Here is a 16669-nt window from a genome sequence, read left to right on the forward strand (position 1 = left end):
CTTCCTCAGGCCGCCAGCAGCGGATCGAGCTTGCCTGCCCGATCGAGCGCGTAGAGATCGTCGCAACCGCCGACATGCGTGCTGCCGATGAAAATCTGCGGAAAGGTGGTGCGGCCGTTCGACTTGCCAAGCATTTCCTGACGAAGCTCGGGCGAGAAGGTCGCGTCATGTTCGACATAGTCGACGCCCTTCTCTTCAAGAAGAGATTTGGCGCGTGCACAATAGCCGCAGAATTGACGCGTATAGATGGCAACGGGTACCATGAAGGTCTCCAGACAGTGCTGTTTTCTTTCTGTCATATAGTTTCTGCAATAGCCCTTGCAAAGGTCAAAACCGTTATATCGGCAGCCCCCGCCTTTCGCAGCGCGCGCGTTGCCGCACCAACCGTCGCCCCTGTCGTAAAGACGTCGTCGACAAGCACGATGCGTTTGCCAAAGACATCGCTTTCCCTGCCCGCGGCGACCGCAAAAGCGCCACGGACATTGTCCTCGCGCGCCCGTATACCAAGACCAACCTGCTGGCTGGTACGCTTCACACGCAGAAGCGTCCCCGGCAATAGCGGTTTTCCTGCAAGCCCCGCCAAATGTCGGGCAAGCTCCGCGGCTTGGTTGAATTTGCGCGAGACCATGCGGGTGCGATGAAGCGGAACCGGAATGACGGCATCGCAGCCTTCGACCATGCCGTCCGACGCGCGCAGCATCCAGCCAGCCATCATCGGCGCGAGATCGGTTCGATCGCGGTATTTGAGGCCGTGTACAAGAGTGCGAACGGCATGGTCGAGGGTGGCTGCTGAACGCAGCCGATCGAAGGGCGGCGGATTGGCGATCGCCTCTGCGCTCAGAATGCCGGCCCCGAGATCATGGGAAAAGGGAAGGCCGAGCACCTCGCAATAGGGCCGCTCGATGAAGCGGACCTCGGACCAGCATTTGGCACAGAGCCCTCGATGGCCGCCTGTCGAAACACCGCAAGCCGCACAGGACGGCGGATAGACAAGATCGGCAAGCATGGAAACGGGCCGCAGAAGCTGCGCCCATATCCGCCCCGTCTCACTTTTCATCTCGCTCGTCCCCATATGAGGCAGACTAGCGCGTCGCGAGCCAAAGGAAAATCGCCTTGCCGCCTGCCGGACAGGGGAATATGGACATCGCCATGGATATCATCTTCGACAAGGCGCAGATCGCCGCGAACCGTCGGCGCGCGCTCGCAAATAATGACCCGAAAGCGGGCTTCCTGCTCGATATCGCCGCCGAGGAACTGGCAGACCGCTTGGCCGTCGTGGAGCGCAGCTTCGAACATGCGGTGGAACTGCACGGCACCACTGGCGCGGCCGCCCGTGCGGCGATCGCGACCGGCAAGGTCGGCAGCCTCATCCGCGTGGAAAGCGACATGCACTATGTAGCGCCGGGCGAACCTTTTCTCGAAGCGCCACTCGAAGACGTGCCGCTCGCACCCCAATCGGCTAATCTGGTAATTGCACCGCTCAACCTGCACCTGACCAACGACACACCCGGCGTCTTCATCCAGATCCGCCGCGCGCTGAAGCCGGACGGCCTGTTCCTGGCCGCCATTCCGGGCGCCGGTACGCTGCAGGAACTGCGCGAGGTGCTGCTCGCGACCGAGATCGAGATGACCGGCGGCGCAAGCCCGCGCGTCATCCCCTTCGCCGATGTCCGCGATGTGGGCGGTCTGCTGCAGCGCGCAGGCTTTGCGCTGCCCGTCATCGACGCGGAGAATTATACGGTACGCTATGATTCAATTTTTCCGCTGATGCGCGACCTGAGAGCGATGGGCATGGCCAATCCGCTCGTTGCGCGCAGCCGCAAGCCACTGACACGCGCCTTCTTCCTGCGCGCCGCTGAAATCTATGCCGAGCGCTATTCGGACCCCGACGGCCGCATCCGCGCGACATTTTCAGTGATCTATGTGTCGGGATGGGCACCGCATGAAAGCCAGCAGCAGCCGCTGAAGCCAGGAACGGCCAAGGCGCGGCTTGCTGACGCACTGAAGGTGGAAGAGCAGAAGCTCAGGCAGTGAGCTAACGAACAACTCAGTTGATCGTCAGGTTATTCTCGACGGTGTTGAACACGCCGCGCAGGCCATTGGTGAATACACCCAGGCCCCCAATGAGCGCAACCGCCATCAGCGCTGCAATCAATCCATATTCGATCGCCGTCGCACCGCTTCTGTCTGCCAGAAATTTCTTCAGCAAATTCATCAACCCAACCCTTCTGCGCGCAAGACTGCAATGAAACTCATGGCCCCCAGGGACGGGAGCTTCATTTCCTCAGCAGCCGGCGCCGACGCCGTAGCCCTGGACGACACAGACCGAACCAGGCGTATCCTGGAGCACGCTGCGGCGGATTGTATAGCGCTTGCCGTTCTCGCTCTTCGGGCCATTCTCGGTCTTCGGGATGGAGCCGGTGGTGATCGTGTCGAAATCCGCCGGCGCGCTGGCGAGCACGCTCTTCTTGGAAGAATCCGCCAGCATCGGCGTCAGGATAAGGGTCAACGCCACTACGGCTGTACCGAAGAGAAGGGCAATATTGAGCGCCCCCGTCCTGCGCGAAGCAGACGAAGAAGCACGTTCCTTTTCGCGCACAGCTTTCCAGAAATCGTCGTCCATGACGTCAAGCCCTTAAATACACACACGCGAGTTGCTTGAGTGAGGCCGATCATTGCCAGAAGGTGCTAAATGATCGATTAATATCCACAGGCGAAATCGACGTTTCGTCCCAATAATCAGCAAAAGCTAAAGTAGATCCTGTAGTACCGGGATGAGCGGCTCATCGGCCGGCGGCATCGGATAATCGCGCAGCGCCTGCGGGCGCACCCATTTGATTGCCTGGCCCTCACGCCCCTGCGGAATGCCTTCATAACGGCGGCAGACATAAAGCGGCATCAGCAGGTGGAACGTATCATAGCTGTGGCTGGCGAAGGTCAGCGGCGCAAGACACGCCACCTTCGTCGAAATGCCGAGCTCTTCGTTCAGTTCACGCACCAGCGTTTCCTCCGGCGTCTCGCCGGGTTCGACCTTACCGCCGGGGAATTCCCACAGGCCGGCAAGGGACTTGCCTTCCGGCCGCTGTGCCAGAAGGATACGCCCGTCCGCATCGATCAGCGCACAGGCTGCGACCAGGATCAGCTTCCTTCCGGCGTCGGTCATTCGCAGCGCTCCTGCCAATAGCAATAGTGATAGGCATCACGGAAGCCGAGACGCTCGTAAAGAGCAATCGCCGGTGCGTTGGAGAGTTTCACCTGCAGCCAGGCGGTACGGGCGCTGCGCATCCGCGCCCAGCGCAGTGCCGAAGTCAGGATCTCGATGCCGAGCCCCTTGCGGCGATGGCTGTCCGCGACCGAAAGCGACATGATGCCCGCAAGATCGTTGTCCTGCACGCAGAGGACCGTCGCCAGCGAGCCATGGATCGTATCCTCGATCATGAAAAGGCCGGATGGCGGCTTGATTGCCGAGATGATCTCGGCAAGCGCCGGTTTCAGAGAAAGCTGCGCCTGATCGACGGCGAGATTGGCATCAACGAACCGGCCAACATCGTGGGTCGGAAGATGATCGAGCGTATCGGGCAGATCGGCCTGCGAGAGATCGCAGACCATGACGGCCGTTTCATCGAAACGCTTCCATCCCTGTTCCCTAATCAGGTCGATCAGAACAGGCGAGGCAAGCGGAGTCTCACGCACGACGGCAGGACGGCCATAGGCCTCGAATTTGCGGCTTGCCTTCTCCAGCCTGATCTCGACATCGCGATGGTCGGAGGGATCGAGCGGCACGATGGAATTCAGGCGATTCGAGGGATGGCCCGCCGTCAGGCGAACCTGCCAGCTTCCGTCATATTGTACGGAAGCGGCCGGCCAGGCGCGAAAGCCCACGGCTTCCAGCCGCCGGACCAGCGGCAGGTTCTGCTTCGGAAGGGATGCCTGCATCAACGAACGATCAGCTCCGGTAGTCGCCATTGATCGCAACATATTCCTTGGTGAGGTCGCAGGTCCAGACCGTAGCCTTGCCGGAGCCGAGGCCAATATCAACTTTGACAGGAATATCCTGCTTCTTCATCACGGCGGAGGCCGCATCCTCGGAATAGGAGGGGTCGCGCTCACCGTTGACGGCAACGCGCACATCGCCGAACCAGATGGCGAGCCGGTCGCGATCGGCCATTTCACCGGCCTTGCCGACGGCCATGACAATACGGCCCCAGTTGGCGTCCTCGCCCGCAGCCGCCGTCTTGACCAGCGGCGAATTGGCGATGGAAAGGGCGATCGTCTTGGCAGCGGCATCGCTCTCGGCGCCGGTCACGGTGATTTCAAGCATCTTCGTGGCGCCCTCGCCGTCGCGGGCGACCTGGATCGCCAGATCCTTGAGGAGCTCGTTGAGGGCTGCGCGGAATGCACCGAGCTGCGGATCGCCCGCGCTCGTGATGCGAGCCTGTCCGTCGGCTGCTGCGGCACCTGTCGCAAACAGCATCAGCGTGTCCGAGGTCGAGGTGTCACTGTCGACGGTCATGGAGTTGAAGCTCGGCTCGACACCGGCAGACAGCAAAGACTGCAGGGCGGAAGACGCGATATCGGCATCCGTGACGACGAAGGAAAGCATGGTCGCCATATCGGGCGCGATCATGCCGGCTCCCTTGGCGATGCCGTTGATCGTCACCTTCACACCGCCGATTTCGGCAGTGCGGGTCGCAACCTTCGGATAGGTGTCAGTGGTCATGATGGCCTTGGCGGCCTCGAACCAGAAATCGCCTGTCGCATCGGCGTGCATCTTGTCGAGCACACCGGCAAATTTGGTGGCGTCGAGCGGTTCACCGATGACGCCGGTCGACGCAAGAAAGATTTCATTTTCGCCGCAGCCGACGGCAGCGGCGGCCGACTTTGCGGTGAGCTCAGTCGCAGCGCGGCCCTTCAGGCCGGTGAAGGCATTGGCATTGCCGGAATTGACGACAACGGCGCGTGCCGTGCCATGCGGCAAGTTGGCCCGGCAGAAATCGACGGGCGCGGAGGGGCACTTCGATTTGGTGAAGACGCCTGCAACGGCAGCCGGCGCATCAAAGACCATCATCAGCACGTCCGTCCGGTTCTTGTACTTGATGCCGGCAGAAGCGGTCGCCATGCGCACGCCGCGAAGCGCGGGCAGCGAGGCAAAGGTTTTCGGGGCAAGCGGAGAAACGGTAGCGGACATGGATGTGACCTGCCAATGAGCATTTCCAGGCGAAATGGAAACCGGCTCGCCGTGCGGAAATGCGACAACAAACGATGTTCGAGCATGATGCCGAAAAGTGTGAACGGTTTTCGGACGACATCATGCTCTATTTTTGATTTAGATCCGGATTCAGATTTTAGGCCGATCAGGCCCAAAAACATCCGGATCTAATGAAGGGCCCGGAAAAACCGGGCCCAGATGCTGATGATTACTGCTGCGGCGCGGGGGCCGGTGCCGGAGCGGCGCCCGGCTCAGGCTGCTTGTTCGCGTCTTCGTAACCCTTGCGGAGCGTTTCGTCCATGATCTCGACCTTGGAGGAAGCCTTCGCCTGGTTCAGGAGCGCAAGATACTTGTCGCGCATGACGAGCTGACGAACCTGGTCCTGCACCTGCTCGAATGCCGGCGGCGGAGCGTCGCGCTTATCCTCGACCTTGATGACGTGATAGCCGAAGTCGGTCTTCACAGGGGTCTTGGAATAGGTGCCCTTCTCAAGCGCGAAAGCGGCATCCTCGAATTCCTTGACCATGCGGCCACGGCTGAAATAGCCGAGGTCTCCGCCGTCATCCTTGTTCGGATCGGTGGACTTTTCCTTGGCGAGCTCGGCAAAGTCCTTGCCGGCGTCGAGCTGCTTGATAACGTCCTTGGCTTCGTCTTCGGTCTTGACGAGGATATGGCGGGCGTGAACTTCTTCCTGCTTCGGCAGGGCGGCGACTTCCTTGTCGTAACGTGCCTTCACATCGGCATCGGTGACAGTGTCGACGACATGCTTCTTGAAGTAGGCGTTGTGAAGCTCGCGGTCGGTCAGATACTGCATGCGCTTCTTGAAGTCGTCCGTCTGGTCGAGCTTCTCGGCGGTGGCATCGGCAGCAAGCAGCTTCACGTCGATAGCGGCAGAGAGGGCGGCAACCTTCTTCTGGTCGTCAGGGAGCTGCGCAAGCTGCGGGTCGAGATTGGCCACAGCCAGATCGAGTTCCGACTGGTGGATTTCCAGATTGCCGACCTTGGCGACGACCGCATCATCGGCATAGGCCGGGGCCTGGGCCTGGAAGGCGACGAAGGCCGTAAACGCCAGCGCAGCAAGTTTGTTGGTGCTCAACATTAAATAACCCTTCACAATTATACCCGCCGGCTTCAGCTTTCGTGAATCCAGCCCGAAAACAGGCTTCAACACCGGAATGTGGCCTTTCTATATCAGCCAAATCCGTTGACATCATTTGCCCCCCCTCTTATCTGTCACGCAACCTCGCGTCCAGAACAGTTTCCGGGCGTTTTCAAGCGTGCGCCTGTTTTTCGGCTGGGTAGCGAATAAGAAACGTCGGGGAAGAATATTCAGAAAGGACCAGTCATATGGTCAGCTTTGGCGGTATTGCCCGCAAGTTATTTGGCTCAGCCAACGATCGCCGCGTGCGGTCCTTCCAGCCGAACGTCGCCGCAATCAACTCTATTGAGGAGAAGACCAAGGCGCTGACGGACGAGCAGCTTGCCGCAAAGACGGTGGAGTTCCGCGCGCTCCTCGCAGAAGGCAAAACGCTGGACGATATCCTGATCCCGGCCTTCGCGGTCGTGCGCGAAGCCTCCCGCCGCGTCCTCGGCATGCGACCTTTTGACGTACAGCTCGTCGGCGGCATGATCCTGCATTCCAACGCCATCGCCGAAATGAAGACCGGCGAAGGCAAGACGCTCGTCGCTACCCTGCCGGTCTATCTGAACGCGCTTGCCGGCAAGGGCGTGCATGTCGTCACTGTCAACGACTACCTCGCACAGCGTGACGCTGCGAACATGGGCCGCCTCTACGGCTTCCTCGGCCTGACCACTGGCGTCATCGTCCACGGCCTTTCCGACGAGGAGCGACGCGACGCCTATGCCTGCGACATCACGTACGCGACTAACAACGAACTCGGCTTCGATTATCTGCGCGATAATATGAAATACGAGACGAACCAGATGGTGCAGCGCGGCCATAACTTCGCGATCGTCGACGAAGTGGACTCGATCCTGGTCGATGAAGCGCGCACGCCGCTCATCATCTCCGGCCCGCTCGACGACCGCTCCGACCTCTACAACACCATCGACACCTACATTCCGCTGCTGACGCCGGAAGACTATGAGATCGATGAAAAGCAACGTTCGGCAAACTTCTCCGAAGTCGGCACGGAGAAGCTGGAAAACCTGCTGAAGCAGGCCGGCCTCCTGAAGGGCGCCTCGCTCTACGACATCGAGAATGTCGCGATCGTTCATCACATCAACAATGCGCTGAAGGCCCACAAGCTGTTCCAGCGCGACAAGGACTACATCGTCCGCAACGGCGAAATCGTCATCATCGACGAATTCACCGGCCGCATGATGCCAGGCCGCCGCTACTCGGAAGGTCAGCACCAGGCGCTGGAAGCCAAGGAAAAGGTGCAGATCCAGCCGGAAAACCAGACGCTGGCCTCGATCACCTTCCAGAACTACTTCCGCATGTACAACAAGCTTGCCGGCATGACCGGCACGGCCCAGACGGAAGCGGAAGAATTCGGCAACATCTACAATCTCGACGTTCTCGAGGTGCCGACCAACCTGCCAATCCTGCGTATCGACGAAGACGACGAAGTCTACCGGACCGTCGAGGAGAAGTACAAGGCGATCATCACCGAGATCCTGGACGCCCACAAGCGCGGCCAGCCGGTGCTCGTCGGCACGACCTCGATCGAGAAGTCGGAGTCTCTGGCGGAGCTGATGCGCAAGCAGGGCTTCTCCAACTTCCAGGTTCTGAACGCCCGCTATCACGAGCAGGAAGCCTATATCGTTTCCCAGGCTGGTGTGCCGGGCGCCGTGACAATCGCCACCAACATGGCCGGCCGCGGTACCGACATCCAGCTCGGCGGCAACCTCGACATGCGCATCGACCATGAGCTTGCCGAAGTCGAGCCAGGCCCGGAGCGCGACGCAAAGGTCGCGGCGATCCGCGAAGAAATCAGGGCACTCAAGGAAAAGGCGCTTGCGGCAGGCGGTCTCTACGTCATCGCCACTGAGCGCCATGAAAGCCGCCGCATCGACAACCAGCTGCGCGGCCGTTCCGGCCGTCAGGGTGACCCCGGCCGCTCCAAGTTCTACCTGTCGCTTCAGGATGACCTGATGCGCATCTTCGGCTCCGACCGCATGGACAGCATGCTGCAGAAGCTGGGTCTCAAGGAGGGTGAGGCGATCGTCCATCCCTGGATCAACAAGGCTCTGGAACGCGCGCAAAAGAAGGTCGAAGCTCGCAACTTCGACATCCGCAAGAACCTTCTGAAGTACGACGACGTTCTGAACGACCAGCGCAAAGTCATCTTCGAACAGCGTGTCGAGATGATGGAAGCGCCGAATATTTCCGAGACTGTATCCGACATGCGTCGCGAAGTGGTCGACGATCTGGTCACGACTCACATTCCGGAACGCGCTTACGCCGAGCAGTGGGATGCCGTCGGCCTGAAGACGCAGGCCGCCAACATCCTCAACCTCGACCTTCCGATCGAGGACTGGGTGAAGGAAGAAGGCATTGGCGAAGACGATATCCGCGAACGCCTGACGGAAGCCACCAACGCCGCCTTCAACGAGAAGGTCGAGCGCTTCGGTCCCGATATCATGCACTATGTCGAGCGCCAGGTTGTCATGCAGACGCTCGATCATCTGTGGCGCGAGCACATCGTCAACCTCGACCATCTGCGTTCCGTCATCGGCTTCCGCGGTTACGCCCAGCGCGATCCGCTGCAGGAATACAAGTCGGAAGCCTTCGAGCTCTTCCAGGCGCTGCTCAACAACCTGCGTCAGGCCGTCACGGCACAGCTTATGCGCGTCGAGCTGGTGCAGCAGGCTCCGCCGCAGCCGGAACCGCCTGTCATGCAGGCCCATCACCTCGATCCGACGACCGGCGAGGATGAGTTTACAAATACGACCTATCAGGCGCTTGAAGTCACCGTCCCGCCGGAAAACCGCAACCCCAACGATCCATCGACCTGGGGTAAGGTCGGCCGTAACGAGGCCTGCCCCTGCGGCTCGGGCAAAAAATACAAGCACTGCCATGGTGCTTTCGAACAGGTCTGAGAATGGCGCCTTCGGGCGCCATTTTTCTTGGTATTTCCGCCCAATTATGGATCACAGTGGCAGGCAATGCCGCCTCGTTGGGCATACCGTTTCTTAACTCTGATCTGGCAAGACTTGCCGGTGCGAATGCCCTGCCCTTAGAGTTTTGCGTGTTAAAATGGCGGTCATAGAAACAGCGGAAAAAATGCTGCCCGCGGGGCTGCGGCCGATCGCCGGCCGCGTGCTGCGTATGCTCGCCGCCGTGCTGACCGAACGGGGCGACAAGGCAGCCGCACAGCGCATGGCGTTGATCGCTTTCTCGATCCGCATCCTGAGCGCAGCCCTCGCCTTCCTGTCGCAAATCGTGCTCGCCCGGCTGATGGGCGAATATGAATACGGCATCTTCGTCTTCGTGTGGGTGCTGGTCGTCCTCTGCGGTGATCTTTCCTGCCTCGGTTTCCACACCGCGATCGTCCGCTTCCTGCCGCAATATCGCGCCGCCGGCGCCTTCGCCGAAATCCGTGGCCTCACCGGCACCGCGCGCGTTTTCGCGCTGCTCTCGGGTACGACCGTTCTCATCGCCGGCATGTTCGGTCTGCATTTCTTCGGCGACAGAATCGAGAGCTATTATCTGGTGCCGATCTTCCTCGGCCTCATGGCCATGCCGATGATCGCGCTCGGCGATATCCTTGAAGGCACGTCACGGGCCAATCATTGGCCCGTCATGGCACTCAGCCCGGTCTATATTGTCAGGCCGATCCTCATCATCTTTTTCATGCTGACTGCGATCTTCTTCGGCGCACCGCACACGGCAGTCACCGCCATGCAGGCAGCCCTCGCGGCAACCTTCGTCACCGCCCTCGGCCAATATGCCGCCACGGTCTACCGGATGCGCAAGCACTACGATGCCGGCCCCCGCAAGGTGGATTTCGTGGAATGGCTGGGCGTTGCCTTCCCGATCTTCCTGATCGAGGGCGTGAGCTTCCTGCTGACCAATTCCGATGTCGTGATCGTTGGCATCTTCCTGGAGCCGCATGACGTCGCGATCTATTTTGCAGCGGCCAAGACCATGGCTCTGGTGCATTTCATCAATTTCTCGGTGAAAGCTGCCTCCGGCCCGCGCTTCTCCTCGATTATCGCCGAAGGCAACCGGGCCGATCTCGCGGTTGCGGCTATCGATGCTGCCCGCTGGACCTTCTGGCCCGCCCTCGCCGTCGGTCTCGCGGTCCTGGCGGCCGGGCATCTGCTGCTGTCGCTTTTCGGCGGCGCATTCACGGCCGGTTATATGCTGATGGCGATCCTGCTGGCCGGGATCCTCACCAAGGCTCTGGTCGGTCCCGCCGAGACGCTGCTGATGATGGCAGGCAAGCAGAACCTCTGCGTCGCCCTTTACGCTGGAGCGCTCGCCGCCAATGTCGGCCTCAATATCCTGCTGATCCCGCACTACGGCATCGTCGGCACGGCGATCGCCACGGCCTCCGCAATGGCCGTGGAAGCGATCCTGCTGCATGTCTTCGTGCGCCGCGCACTCGGCTTTACGCTTTTCGCCTTCGCAACCCCTTCCGCCGCAACGCCAGAAATGAGAGCCCGATAGATGGTGCGTGTACCACCCATCACCGAGAGCACCGACAGTGACGCGAACCGCATGGTTCACGATCTTGCCGCTCTCAAGTTCGAAGCCCCGCAGGCCGAAGCACGGATCGAAATCGGCCGGCTGGGGCGCGAGCTCTGCCTTTACCCCGGTAAGCTGGGTTACGATCTGCAGGAAGAATTGGACTTCCTCTCCAACCGTGCGATGGAGCCGAACGTCTTCTTCAGCGGCCGTTTCCTGGCGCCTGCCATGCCGCGGCTGGAAGACCGGCAGGTCAATTTCGCGATCATCCGCGACGAGAACGAACATCGCAGCCGCATGCGCCTGCTCATGCCCTTCTCTGTCGACAAACCCGGTTTCGCCGTCGGCCCGTCGATCATCCGCGGCTGGGCAAACAGCTTCGGTCCGCTCGGTACCCCCTTGGTCGACGCCGAGGATGCGGCGGAGACGCTGGACAACCTCTTCGAAGGCCTGATCACGCCGGACCTCGGCCTGCCGGGCACACTGGTGCTGCCTGACGTCCGGCTGAACGGCATCTTCGTGCGCATGGCAAAGGCCGTGGCGCTCAGCCGCAACCTACCGCTGACCGTCGCCAATCCCTATGAGCGGCCGATGCTGCAGAGTGATGACGATGCCATGGTTTATCTCGGCCGCACCGTATCTTCCTCTCACCAGCGCGAGATGCGCCGCCAGTGGCGGCTGCTCGAAGAGCTCGGCAATGTCGTCCACACCGTCGCCCGCCAGCCGCGCGAAATCCACATGCGTTTCGAGGAATTCCTGGCGCTGGAAGCCGGCGGCTGGAAGGGCAAGCGCCGCAGCGCGCTGGTGACCGACCGCTATCACACCGCCTTCGCCCGCGAGGCCGTCTCCAATCTGGCGGAAGTCGATGCCGTGCGCATCCACACGATCGACATTAACGGCAAGGCGATCGCCGCCGTGGTCGTGCTTATGATGGGCGGCGAGGCCTATACCTGGAAGACCGCCTATGACGAAAACTACTCCCGCTATTCGCCGGGCAAGCTGTTGATGAGCGAATTGACCGAATGGCATCTCGACGATGCCAATGTCGTGCGCTCGGATTCCTGCGCCGTCTCCGATCATCCGATCATGAGCCGCTTCTGGCAGGAACGCGAGGAGATGGGCACGTTGGTGATCGGCCTCACCCAGAACGGCGACCGCGACATGCGACAGGTCGCGGCCCAGCTTCACATGTACCGCAGTACCCGCAACATGGCGAAGATGCTCCGCGAGAAGATCATGTCGCTTGCCGGCCGGGGTTAGTTTTCAGCTTCCGCCGCAGCCTTTTCCCGTAACAGCCGGCGGATGACCTTGCCTGTGGTTGTCAGCGGCAGCGCATCGACGAATTCGACCTCGCGCGGATATTCGTGCATCGAAAGCCGGGTTTTCACCCAGTCCCGGATTTCCGCTGCCAGCTCCGCACTCGGGCTGTAGCCTGGCGCAAGAACGATATAGGCCTTGACGATCTCCGTACGCAGCGCATCTGGCTTGCCGACGGCAGCGGCAAGCTGCACGGCCGTATGGCCGACGAGACAGTCCTCGATCTCCGCCGGCCCTATGCGGTACCCGGACGAGGTGATGACGTCGTCGTCACGGCCGGCAAAGGTGACGTAGCCCTCCGCATCCTGCCGGCCGATATCACCAGTCAGCATCCATCCCTTGGCGTACTTCCTGCTGGTCGCATCGGGGTCGTTCCAGTAGCCGAGGAACATCACCGGATCGGGACTGGAGATAGCGATCTGCCCCTGCTCGCCGACCGGCAGTTCGTCGCCCTCGTCGCTGACAACAGCCACCCTGTGGCCGGGCGAAGCGCGCCCGATTGCGCCGGCCTTCGTCACCCCGAAGGCAGCGCTCGAAGACAGCACGAAATTGCACTCCGTCTGCCCGTAAAATTCATTGACGGTAATGCCGAGCGTACGGCGCACCCACTCATAGGTTTCGCGCCCCAGGGATTCACCTGCCGAACCGATGGTGCGCAGCACGAGATCGTATTTCGAACGCGGCTCCTCGACGGATTTCAGGAGCCGGAGTGCCGTCGGCGGAATGAAGGCATTACGCACCTTCATTTCGGCCATGATGCGATAGGCCATGTCCGCATCGAATTTCTGCGCCGGCGAGGAAACGACAGGCACGCCGAGCAGCAGGCTCGGCAGCAGCGCATTGAGCAGCCCGCCGGCCCATGCCCAGTCAGACGGCGTCCAGACCTTGTCTCCGGCCTGCGGGAAACCCTCATGGGCAAACTGCATGCCGGGAATATGACCGGCGAGAACACGGTGGCCATGCAGCGCGCCCTTCGGCGGCCCCGTCGTGCCCGACGTGAAGATCATCAGCGCTGGCTCGTCGGGGCCTGACTGCGCAATCTCGAAAGTGGGAGAATGGGCGGAAACCAGATCGGCAAAGCCGAGCGTGCTTGCAGAGGCCCCATCGACGCTGATGACATGTTTGACGTCAGGCAGTCGGTCGCGGATCTGGTTGATGCGTCCAAGCCCGAAACCATTGGTGACGACGGCTGTCGCACCTGCGGCCTTCAGCCGGTACTCCAGCGCCTCGACACCGAAAAGCAACGCGAGCGGCAGCGCGATTGCGCCCATCTTGTAGATAGCCACATGCGAAATGACCGTCTCGAAGGATTGCGGCAGGAGCAGCGCTACACGCTCTCCCCGGCCGATACCAAGTGCTGAAAGCGCATTGGCGAAGGATGAGGAGCGGGCGGCAAGCTCGCCATAGGTCAATGACAGATGGTGACTGTCGGGACTGAAATGTTCGAGGCAGACGCGATCAGGATCAAGCGCGGCCCAATCGTCGCAGACGGCGCGGCCGATATTGAAATCCTCTGATATCTGCCAGGAGAAATCGCGGTAGAGCGTGTCGTATCGATCGCCGGGCGGCAGTTGCATGGGCATGATCCGGTAAAATGCTGCACCAGCTAACACCTCACCGACCGAATGCGCAAGCGGTGTAATCCGCAAGGATAAGACGACATTCCGCCCGCTCATCAGGTATTATTGCGCTAACTGCAAAACACATTCTCCGTCAGGCTCGCTGAGACTTCGGCGATTTCTGCGCTACATCATGTGCATGCGCCTGGGGAGTCGCTGAAATTCATCGCGGAGCACTTTCATGGAATATGTAAAACTCGGGAAGACCGGTCTCGAAGTCTCGAAGATCTGCCTCGGCTGCATGACCTATGGCGATCCCAACCGCGGAAACCACGCCTGGAGCCTGCCGGAAGAGGAAAGCCGCGCGCTCCTCAAACAGGCGATCGATCTCGGTATCAATTTCCTCGACACGGCCAACACCTATTCCAATGGTTCCTCCGAGGAGATCGTCGGCCGCGCCATCAAGGATTTCGCCAAGCGCGAGGATATCGTACTCGCGACCAAGGTCTTCAACCGCATGCGGCCCGGGCCGAATGGCGCCGGCCTGTCGCGCAAGGCGATCTTCGACGAAATAGACAACAGCCTGCGCCGCCTCGGCACTGACTACGTCGACCTCTATCAGATCCACCGCTGGGACTATACGACACCGATCGAAGAAACGCTGGAAGCCCTTCATGACATCGTGAAATCAGGCAAGGCGCGTTATATCGGCGCTTCCTCCATGTATTCCTGGCAGTTCGCCAAGGCGCTCTACACCTCGCGCCTCAATGGCTGGACGGAATTCGTCAGCATGCAGGACCACGTAAACCTGCTGTACCGGGAGGAAGAACGCGAAATGTTGCCTTTCTGCGAGGACCAGAAGATTGCCGTCATTCCCTGGAGCCCGCTTGCCCGCGGCCGCCTGACCCGTGACTGGGATGAGAAGACCAACCGCAGCGAGACCGATGAATTCGGCAAGACGCTCTATAAGCAGGCCGAAGACGCCGATCGCAAGATCGTCGAGAAGGTTGCCGAAATCGCCAAGGCCCATGGCGCTTCCCGCGCGCAGGTCGCCACCGCCTGGATCCTGCAGAAGAGCGCCATTACTGCCCCGATCATCGGCGCTTCCAAGGCGCAACACCTGACGGACGCCGTCGGCGCGCTGACAGTGAAACTCAGCGCCGATGATATCGCCGCACTCGAAGCACCCTACATCCCGCACAACGTCGCGGGCTTCAAATAAGCCGTCGCGTGACAGCCTCCCCCCGCCAATGTGGAGGGAGGCTCATTCCTTTCCAAATATCGGGATTTCCGGGCGGGTGCCCGTTGTGTGAGCTCGGCCGCGATCTATTGAAACAGATCATGCCGCTCTGGCGTTGGGTGGCCGAAAACGTCGCCTCTTTCGAGGCCACGCGTGCGCGATCCAAGAAACCATCACAAGCCGGTCACAGTCGAGCCTTAGCGGTTGCGGCAAACAGAGGACCGTCCGCATGACTATCGTTCCTTTCGAAGCCCGGCGCTTTCGTACCACTGCCCTCTACTACAACCGCTTCCGTGTCCCTTATCCGGACAGGCTGATCGAACGCGTCGCCGAACGCACCAGCCTGAAATCCGGCGATCGTGTGCTCGATCTCGGCTGCGGACCAGGACCGCTCGGCGTCGCCTTCGCACGCCTCGCTGGCGCTGATGTGATCGGGGTCGATCCCGAGCCGGAAATGCTGGATGCCGCGCGCGAAAATGCGGCCGAAACCGCCGTGAACATGAGGCTCATCCAGGGCTCCTCTTACGATCTCAACCCGGATCTGGCCCCGCTGAAACTTGCTGTCCTGGGCCGCTCCTTCCATTGGATGGACCGCCCGGCGACGCTGGCAGCGCTCGACGAGCTCATCGCGCCGGGCGGAGCTGTCGTTCTCTTCTCCGACAGGCATATCGCAGCGACACCGGATTGGCGTGACGTACTGCATCAGCTGTCGGAGACCTATTCGCCGGAAAAAAGCGCCGAGCGTAAACTACGCCGCGCGCCGGAATTCGGACCGCATGAGGCGGTCCTGCTGCGCTCCCCCTTCCGCAATCTCGAACGCATCGGCATCGTCAACGAACGGGTAATCGGGACGGAGGATATCATCGGCCGCGCCTTCTCCATGTCCGTCACCTCTCCACAGGTGCTGGGTGAAAGGACAGAGGAATTCGAGGCAGCCTTCCGCAGCGAGCTCGCCGCCCTGTCACCGGACGGCACCTTCACCGAAATCGTCGAAGGCCATGCGATGATCGCCTTCCGCGACTGAGCAATTCCAGTAAAGCGCGTAGCGGTTTTGCGCCCGGAGTTGCGTGAATGCTTTGGGATTACTGCAGCGGGTCGAGCTTGCGGCGCATCGTGACCAGAAACTGCTCGGCAAGCGCCCGATCCTCGACCGCGCGGGCAAGAATGACGGCCCCCATCATCGATGAAAGCGTCGACGTCGCATTGGCGCGGCGCTCTTCCTCGGTCGTACCCGGCACCACCTCCTTCAGCACATCGACCAGCGTGGACAACCCCTCGCTGAAGGTCGCACGAACCGCACCTTCGCTGCGGCTGACCTCCTGGATCAAGGAGGCGAATACGCAGCTTCCGCCGGGATCATCAACCGTGCGCCAATGGATGTAATGATCGAGCAGCGCCTGAAGCGGCTTGTCTGGTTCAGCGGCGATCAGCTCACGCCAACGTTCTTCCACACGCTCGATCAGCTTGCGGCTGACCTCCAGAGCAAGGTCGTCCTTCGATTCGAAATGGCCGTAAAAACCGCCATGCGTAAGGCCTGCAGCCTTCATGATGTCGGCGACGCCGACGCCATCGAACCCATTCTCGCGGAAGAGCACGCTGGCCGCCGTCAGGATCTTCTCGCGGTTTTCTGCAAATTTCTCGCGGCTGACCCGCATTTTTCATCTCCGGAAATGGTCGCTTGACAATTT

At 60.8% G+C, this 16669-nt stretch carries 16 protein-coding genes; 6 read left to right on the forward strand and 10 right to left on the reverse strand.

Going from position 1 to position 16669, the window contains the following annotated elements; translation table 11 throughout:
* Positions 1–5: 5 nt before the first annotated feature.
* Both grxC and J2X71_RS21575 read right to left on the reverse strand, forming a co-directional pair.
* Positions 6–263: a glutaredoxin 3 gene (gene grxC, locus J2X71_RS21570; RefSeq protein WP_007825499.1), complete on the reverse strand. Its 258-nt coding sequence runs from the start codon at positions 261–263 to the stop codon at positions 6–8.
* Between the two features lie 32 nt (positions 264–295).
* Complete coding sequence (locus J2X71_RS21575) at positions 296–1057, reverse strand: ComF family protein (protein ID WP_310384787.1); 762 nt, start codon at positions 1055–1057, stop codon at positions 296–298.
* A gap of 92 nt (positions 1058–1149) precedes the next feature.
* On the opposite strand from J2X71_RS21575, the gene J2X71_RS21580 reads away from it, so the two are divergent.
* A complete protein-coding gene (locus J2X71_RS21580) occupies positions 1150–2034 on the forward strand; it encodes a methyltransferase domain-containing protein (protein ID WP_310385460.1) in 885 nt (294 codons plus the stop codon).
* A gap of 13 nt (positions 2035–2047) precedes the next feature.
* On the opposite strand, the gene J2X71_RS21585 is transcribed toward J2X71_RS21580, so the two are convergent.
* From J2X71_RS21585 to J2X71_RS21610, 6 genes are all read right to left on the reverse strand, one after another.
* Entirely contained in the window at positions 2048–2215 is a 168-nt protein-coding gene (locus J2X71_RS21585) for a Flp family type IVb pilin (RefSeq protein ID WP_007825504.1), read from the reverse strand.
* Positions 2216–2284: 69 nt separating this feature from the next.
* Positions 2285–2623, reverse strand: coding sequence for a hypothetical protein (locus J2X71_RS21590; protein ID WP_007825505.1), 339 nt, complete (start codon positions 2621–2623; stop codon positions 2285–2287).
* Positions 2624–2749: 126 nt separating this feature from the next.
* Entirely contained in the window at positions 2750–3163 is a 414-nt protein-coding gene (gene mutT / locus J2X71_RS21595) for an 8-oxo-dGTP diphosphatase MutT (RefSeq protein ID WP_310384790.1), read from the reverse strand.
* The gene (locus J2X71_RS21600) at positions 3160–3966 is read right to left on the reverse strand and encodes a GNAT family N-acetyltransferase (protein ID WP_310384792.1); all 807 of its coding nucleotides are present in this window, start codon (positions 3964–3966) and stop codon (positions 3160–3162) included. The genes mutT and J2X71_RS21600 overlap by 4 nt, the downstream gene beginning before the upstream one ends.
* A complete protein-coding gene (gene argJ, locus J2X71_RS21605; RefSeq protein WP_310384793.1) occupies positions 3947–5188 on the reverse strand; it encodes a bifunctional glutamate N-acetyltransferase/amino-acid acetyltransferase ArgJ in 1242 nt (413 codons plus the stop codon). The genes J2X71_RS21600 and argJ overlap by 20 nt, the downstream gene beginning before the upstream one ends.
* A gap of 229 nt (positions 5189–5417) precedes the next feature.
* Positions 5418–6308, reverse strand: coding sequence for a peptidylprolyl isomerase (locus J2X71_RS21610; RefSeq protein ID WP_310384795.1), 891 nt, complete (start codon positions 6306–6308; stop codon positions 5418–5420).
* A gap of 248 nt (positions 6309–6556) precedes the next feature.
* Between J2X71_RS21610 and secA the strand changes: the two genes are divergently transcribed.
* The 3 genes from secA to J2X71_RS21625 all read left to right on the forward strand — a co-directional run bounded on the left by secA (position 6557) and on the right by J2X71_RS21625 (position 12125).
* On the forward strand, positions 6557–9274 hold the full coding sequence (secA, locus tag J2X71_RS21615) for a preprotein translocase subunit SecA (protein ID WP_310384797.1): 2718 nt from the start codon (positions 6557–6559) through the stop codon (positions 9272–9274).
* A 157-nt stretch (positions 9275–9431) separates the two neighbouring features.
* Entirely contained in the window at positions 9432–10847 is a 1416-nt protein-coding gene (locus tag J2X71_RS21620; RefSeq protein WP_310384799.1) for an oligosaccharide flippase family protein, read from the forward strand.
* The gene (locus J2X71_RS21625; protein ID WP_310384801.1) at positions 10848–12125 is read left to right on the forward strand and encodes a GNAT family N-acetyltransferase; all 1278 of its coding nucleotides are present in this window, start codon (positions 10848–10850) and stop codon (positions 12123–12125) included.
* Here J2X71_RS21625 and J2X71_RS21630 read toward each other — a convergent pair.
* Complete coding sequence (locus tag J2X71_RS21630) at positions 12122–13759, reverse strand: AMP-binding protein (protein WP_310384803.1); 1638 nt, start codon at positions 13757–13759, stop codon at positions 12122–12124. The two genes, J2X71_RS21625 and J2X71_RS21630, sit on opposite strands and share 4 nt — an antisense overlap.
* A 223-nt stretch (positions 13760–13982) precedes the next feature.
* Here J2X71_RS21630 and J2X71_RS21635 point away from each other — a divergent pair, with 223 nt between their 5' ends.
* Both J2X71_RS21635 and J2X71_RS21640 read left to right on the forward strand, forming a co-directional pair.
* Positions 13983–14963, forward strand: coding sequence for an aldo/keto reductase (locus J2X71_RS21635; protein WP_310384805.1), 981 nt, complete (start codon positions 13983–13985; stop codon positions 14961–14963).
* Between the two features lie 247 nt (positions 14964–15210).
* Complete coding sequence (locus tag J2X71_RS21640; RefSeq protein WP_310384807.1) at positions 15211–16005, forward strand: class I SAM-dependent methyltransferase; 795 nt, start codon at positions 15211–15213, stop codon at positions 16003–16005.
* 58 nt (positions 16006–16063) lie between these two features.
* Here J2X71_RS21640 and J2X71_RS21645 read toward each other — a convergent pair whose 3' ends face one another.
* A complete protein-coding gene (locus J2X71_RS21645; protein WP_310384809.1) occupies positions 16064–16636 on the reverse strand; it encodes a TetR/AcrR family transcriptional regulator in 573 nt (190 codons plus the stop codon).
* Positions 16637–16669 lie beyond the last annotated feature (33 nt).

The organism is Rhizobium sp. 1399, assembly GCF_031455475.1.
GTDB lineage: Bacteria > Pseudomonadota > Alphaproteobacteria > Rhizobiales > Rhizobiaceae > Rhizobium.

What these genes read in the sequence shown, in the direction of transcription:
- grxC (WP_007825499.1), bottom strand. Translation starts at nt 263, where the DNA reads ATGGTACCCGTTGCCATCTATACGCGTCAATTCTGCGGCTATTGTGCA.
- J2X71_RS21575 (WP_310384787.1), bottom strand. Translation starts at nt 1,057, where the DNA reads ATGAAAAGTGAGACGGGGCGGATATGGGCGCAGCTTCTGCGGCCCGTT.
- J2X71_RS21580 (WP_310385460.1), top strand. Translation starts at nt 1,150, where the DNA reads ATGGATATCATCTTCGACAAGGCGCAGATCGCCGCGAACCGTCGGCGC.
- J2X71_RS21585 (WP_007825504.1), bottom strand. Translation starts at nt 2,215, where the DNA reads ATGAATTTGCTGAAGAAATTTCTGGCAGACAGAAGCGGTGCGACGGCG.
- J2X71_RS21590 (WP_007825505.1), bottom strand. Translation starts at nt 2,623, where the DNA reads ATGGACGACGATTTCTGGAAAGCTGTGCGCGAAAAGGAACGTGCTTCT.
- mutT (WP_310384790.1), bottom strand. Translation starts at nt 3,163, where the DNA reads ATGACCGACGCCGGAAGGAAGCTGATCCTGGTCGCAGCCTGTGCGCTG.
- J2X71_RS21600 (WP_310384792.1), bottom strand. Translation starts at nt 3,966, where the DNA reads ATGGCGACTACCGGAGCTGATCGTTCGTTGATGCAGGCATCCCTTCCG.
- argJ (WP_310384793.1), bottom strand. Translation starts at nt 5,188, where the DNA reads ATGTCCGCTACCGTTTCTCCGCTTGCCCCGAAAACCTTTGCCTCGCTG.
- J2X71_RS21610 (WP_310384795.1), bottom strand. Translation starts at nt 6,308, where the DNA reads ATGTTGAGCACCAACAAACTTGCTGCGCTGGCGTTTACGGCCTTCGTC.
- secA (WP_310384797.1), top strand. Translation starts at nt 6,557, where the DNA reads ATGGTCAGCTTTGGCGGTATTGCCCGCAAGTTATTTGGCTCAGCCAAC.
- J2X71_RS21620 (WP_310384799.1), top strand. Translation starts at nt 9,432, where the DNA reads ATGGCGGTCATAGAAACAGCGGAAAAAATGCTGCCCGCGGGGCTGCGG.
- J2X71_RS21625 (WP_310384801.1), top strand. Translation starts at nt 10,848, where the DNA reads ATGGTGCGTGTACCACCCATCACCGAGAGCACCGACAGTGACGCGAAC.
- J2X71_RS21630 (WP_310384803.1), bottom strand. Translation starts at nt 13,759, where the DNA reads ATGCAACTGCCGCCCGGCGATCGATACGACACGCTCTACCGCGATTTC.
- J2X71_RS21635 (WP_310384805.1), top strand. Translation starts at nt 13,983, where the DNA reads ATGGAATATGTAAAACTCGGGAAGACCGGTCTCGAAGTCTCGAAGATC.
- J2X71_RS21640 (WP_310384807.1), top strand. Translation starts at nt 15,211, where the DNA reads ATGACTATCGTTCCTTTCGAAGCCCGGCGCTTTCGTACCACTGCCCTC.
- J2X71_RS21645 (WP_310384809.1), bottom strand. Translation starts at nt 16,636, where the DNA reads ATGCGGGTCAGCCGCGAGAAATTTGCAGAAAACCGCGAGAAGATCCTG.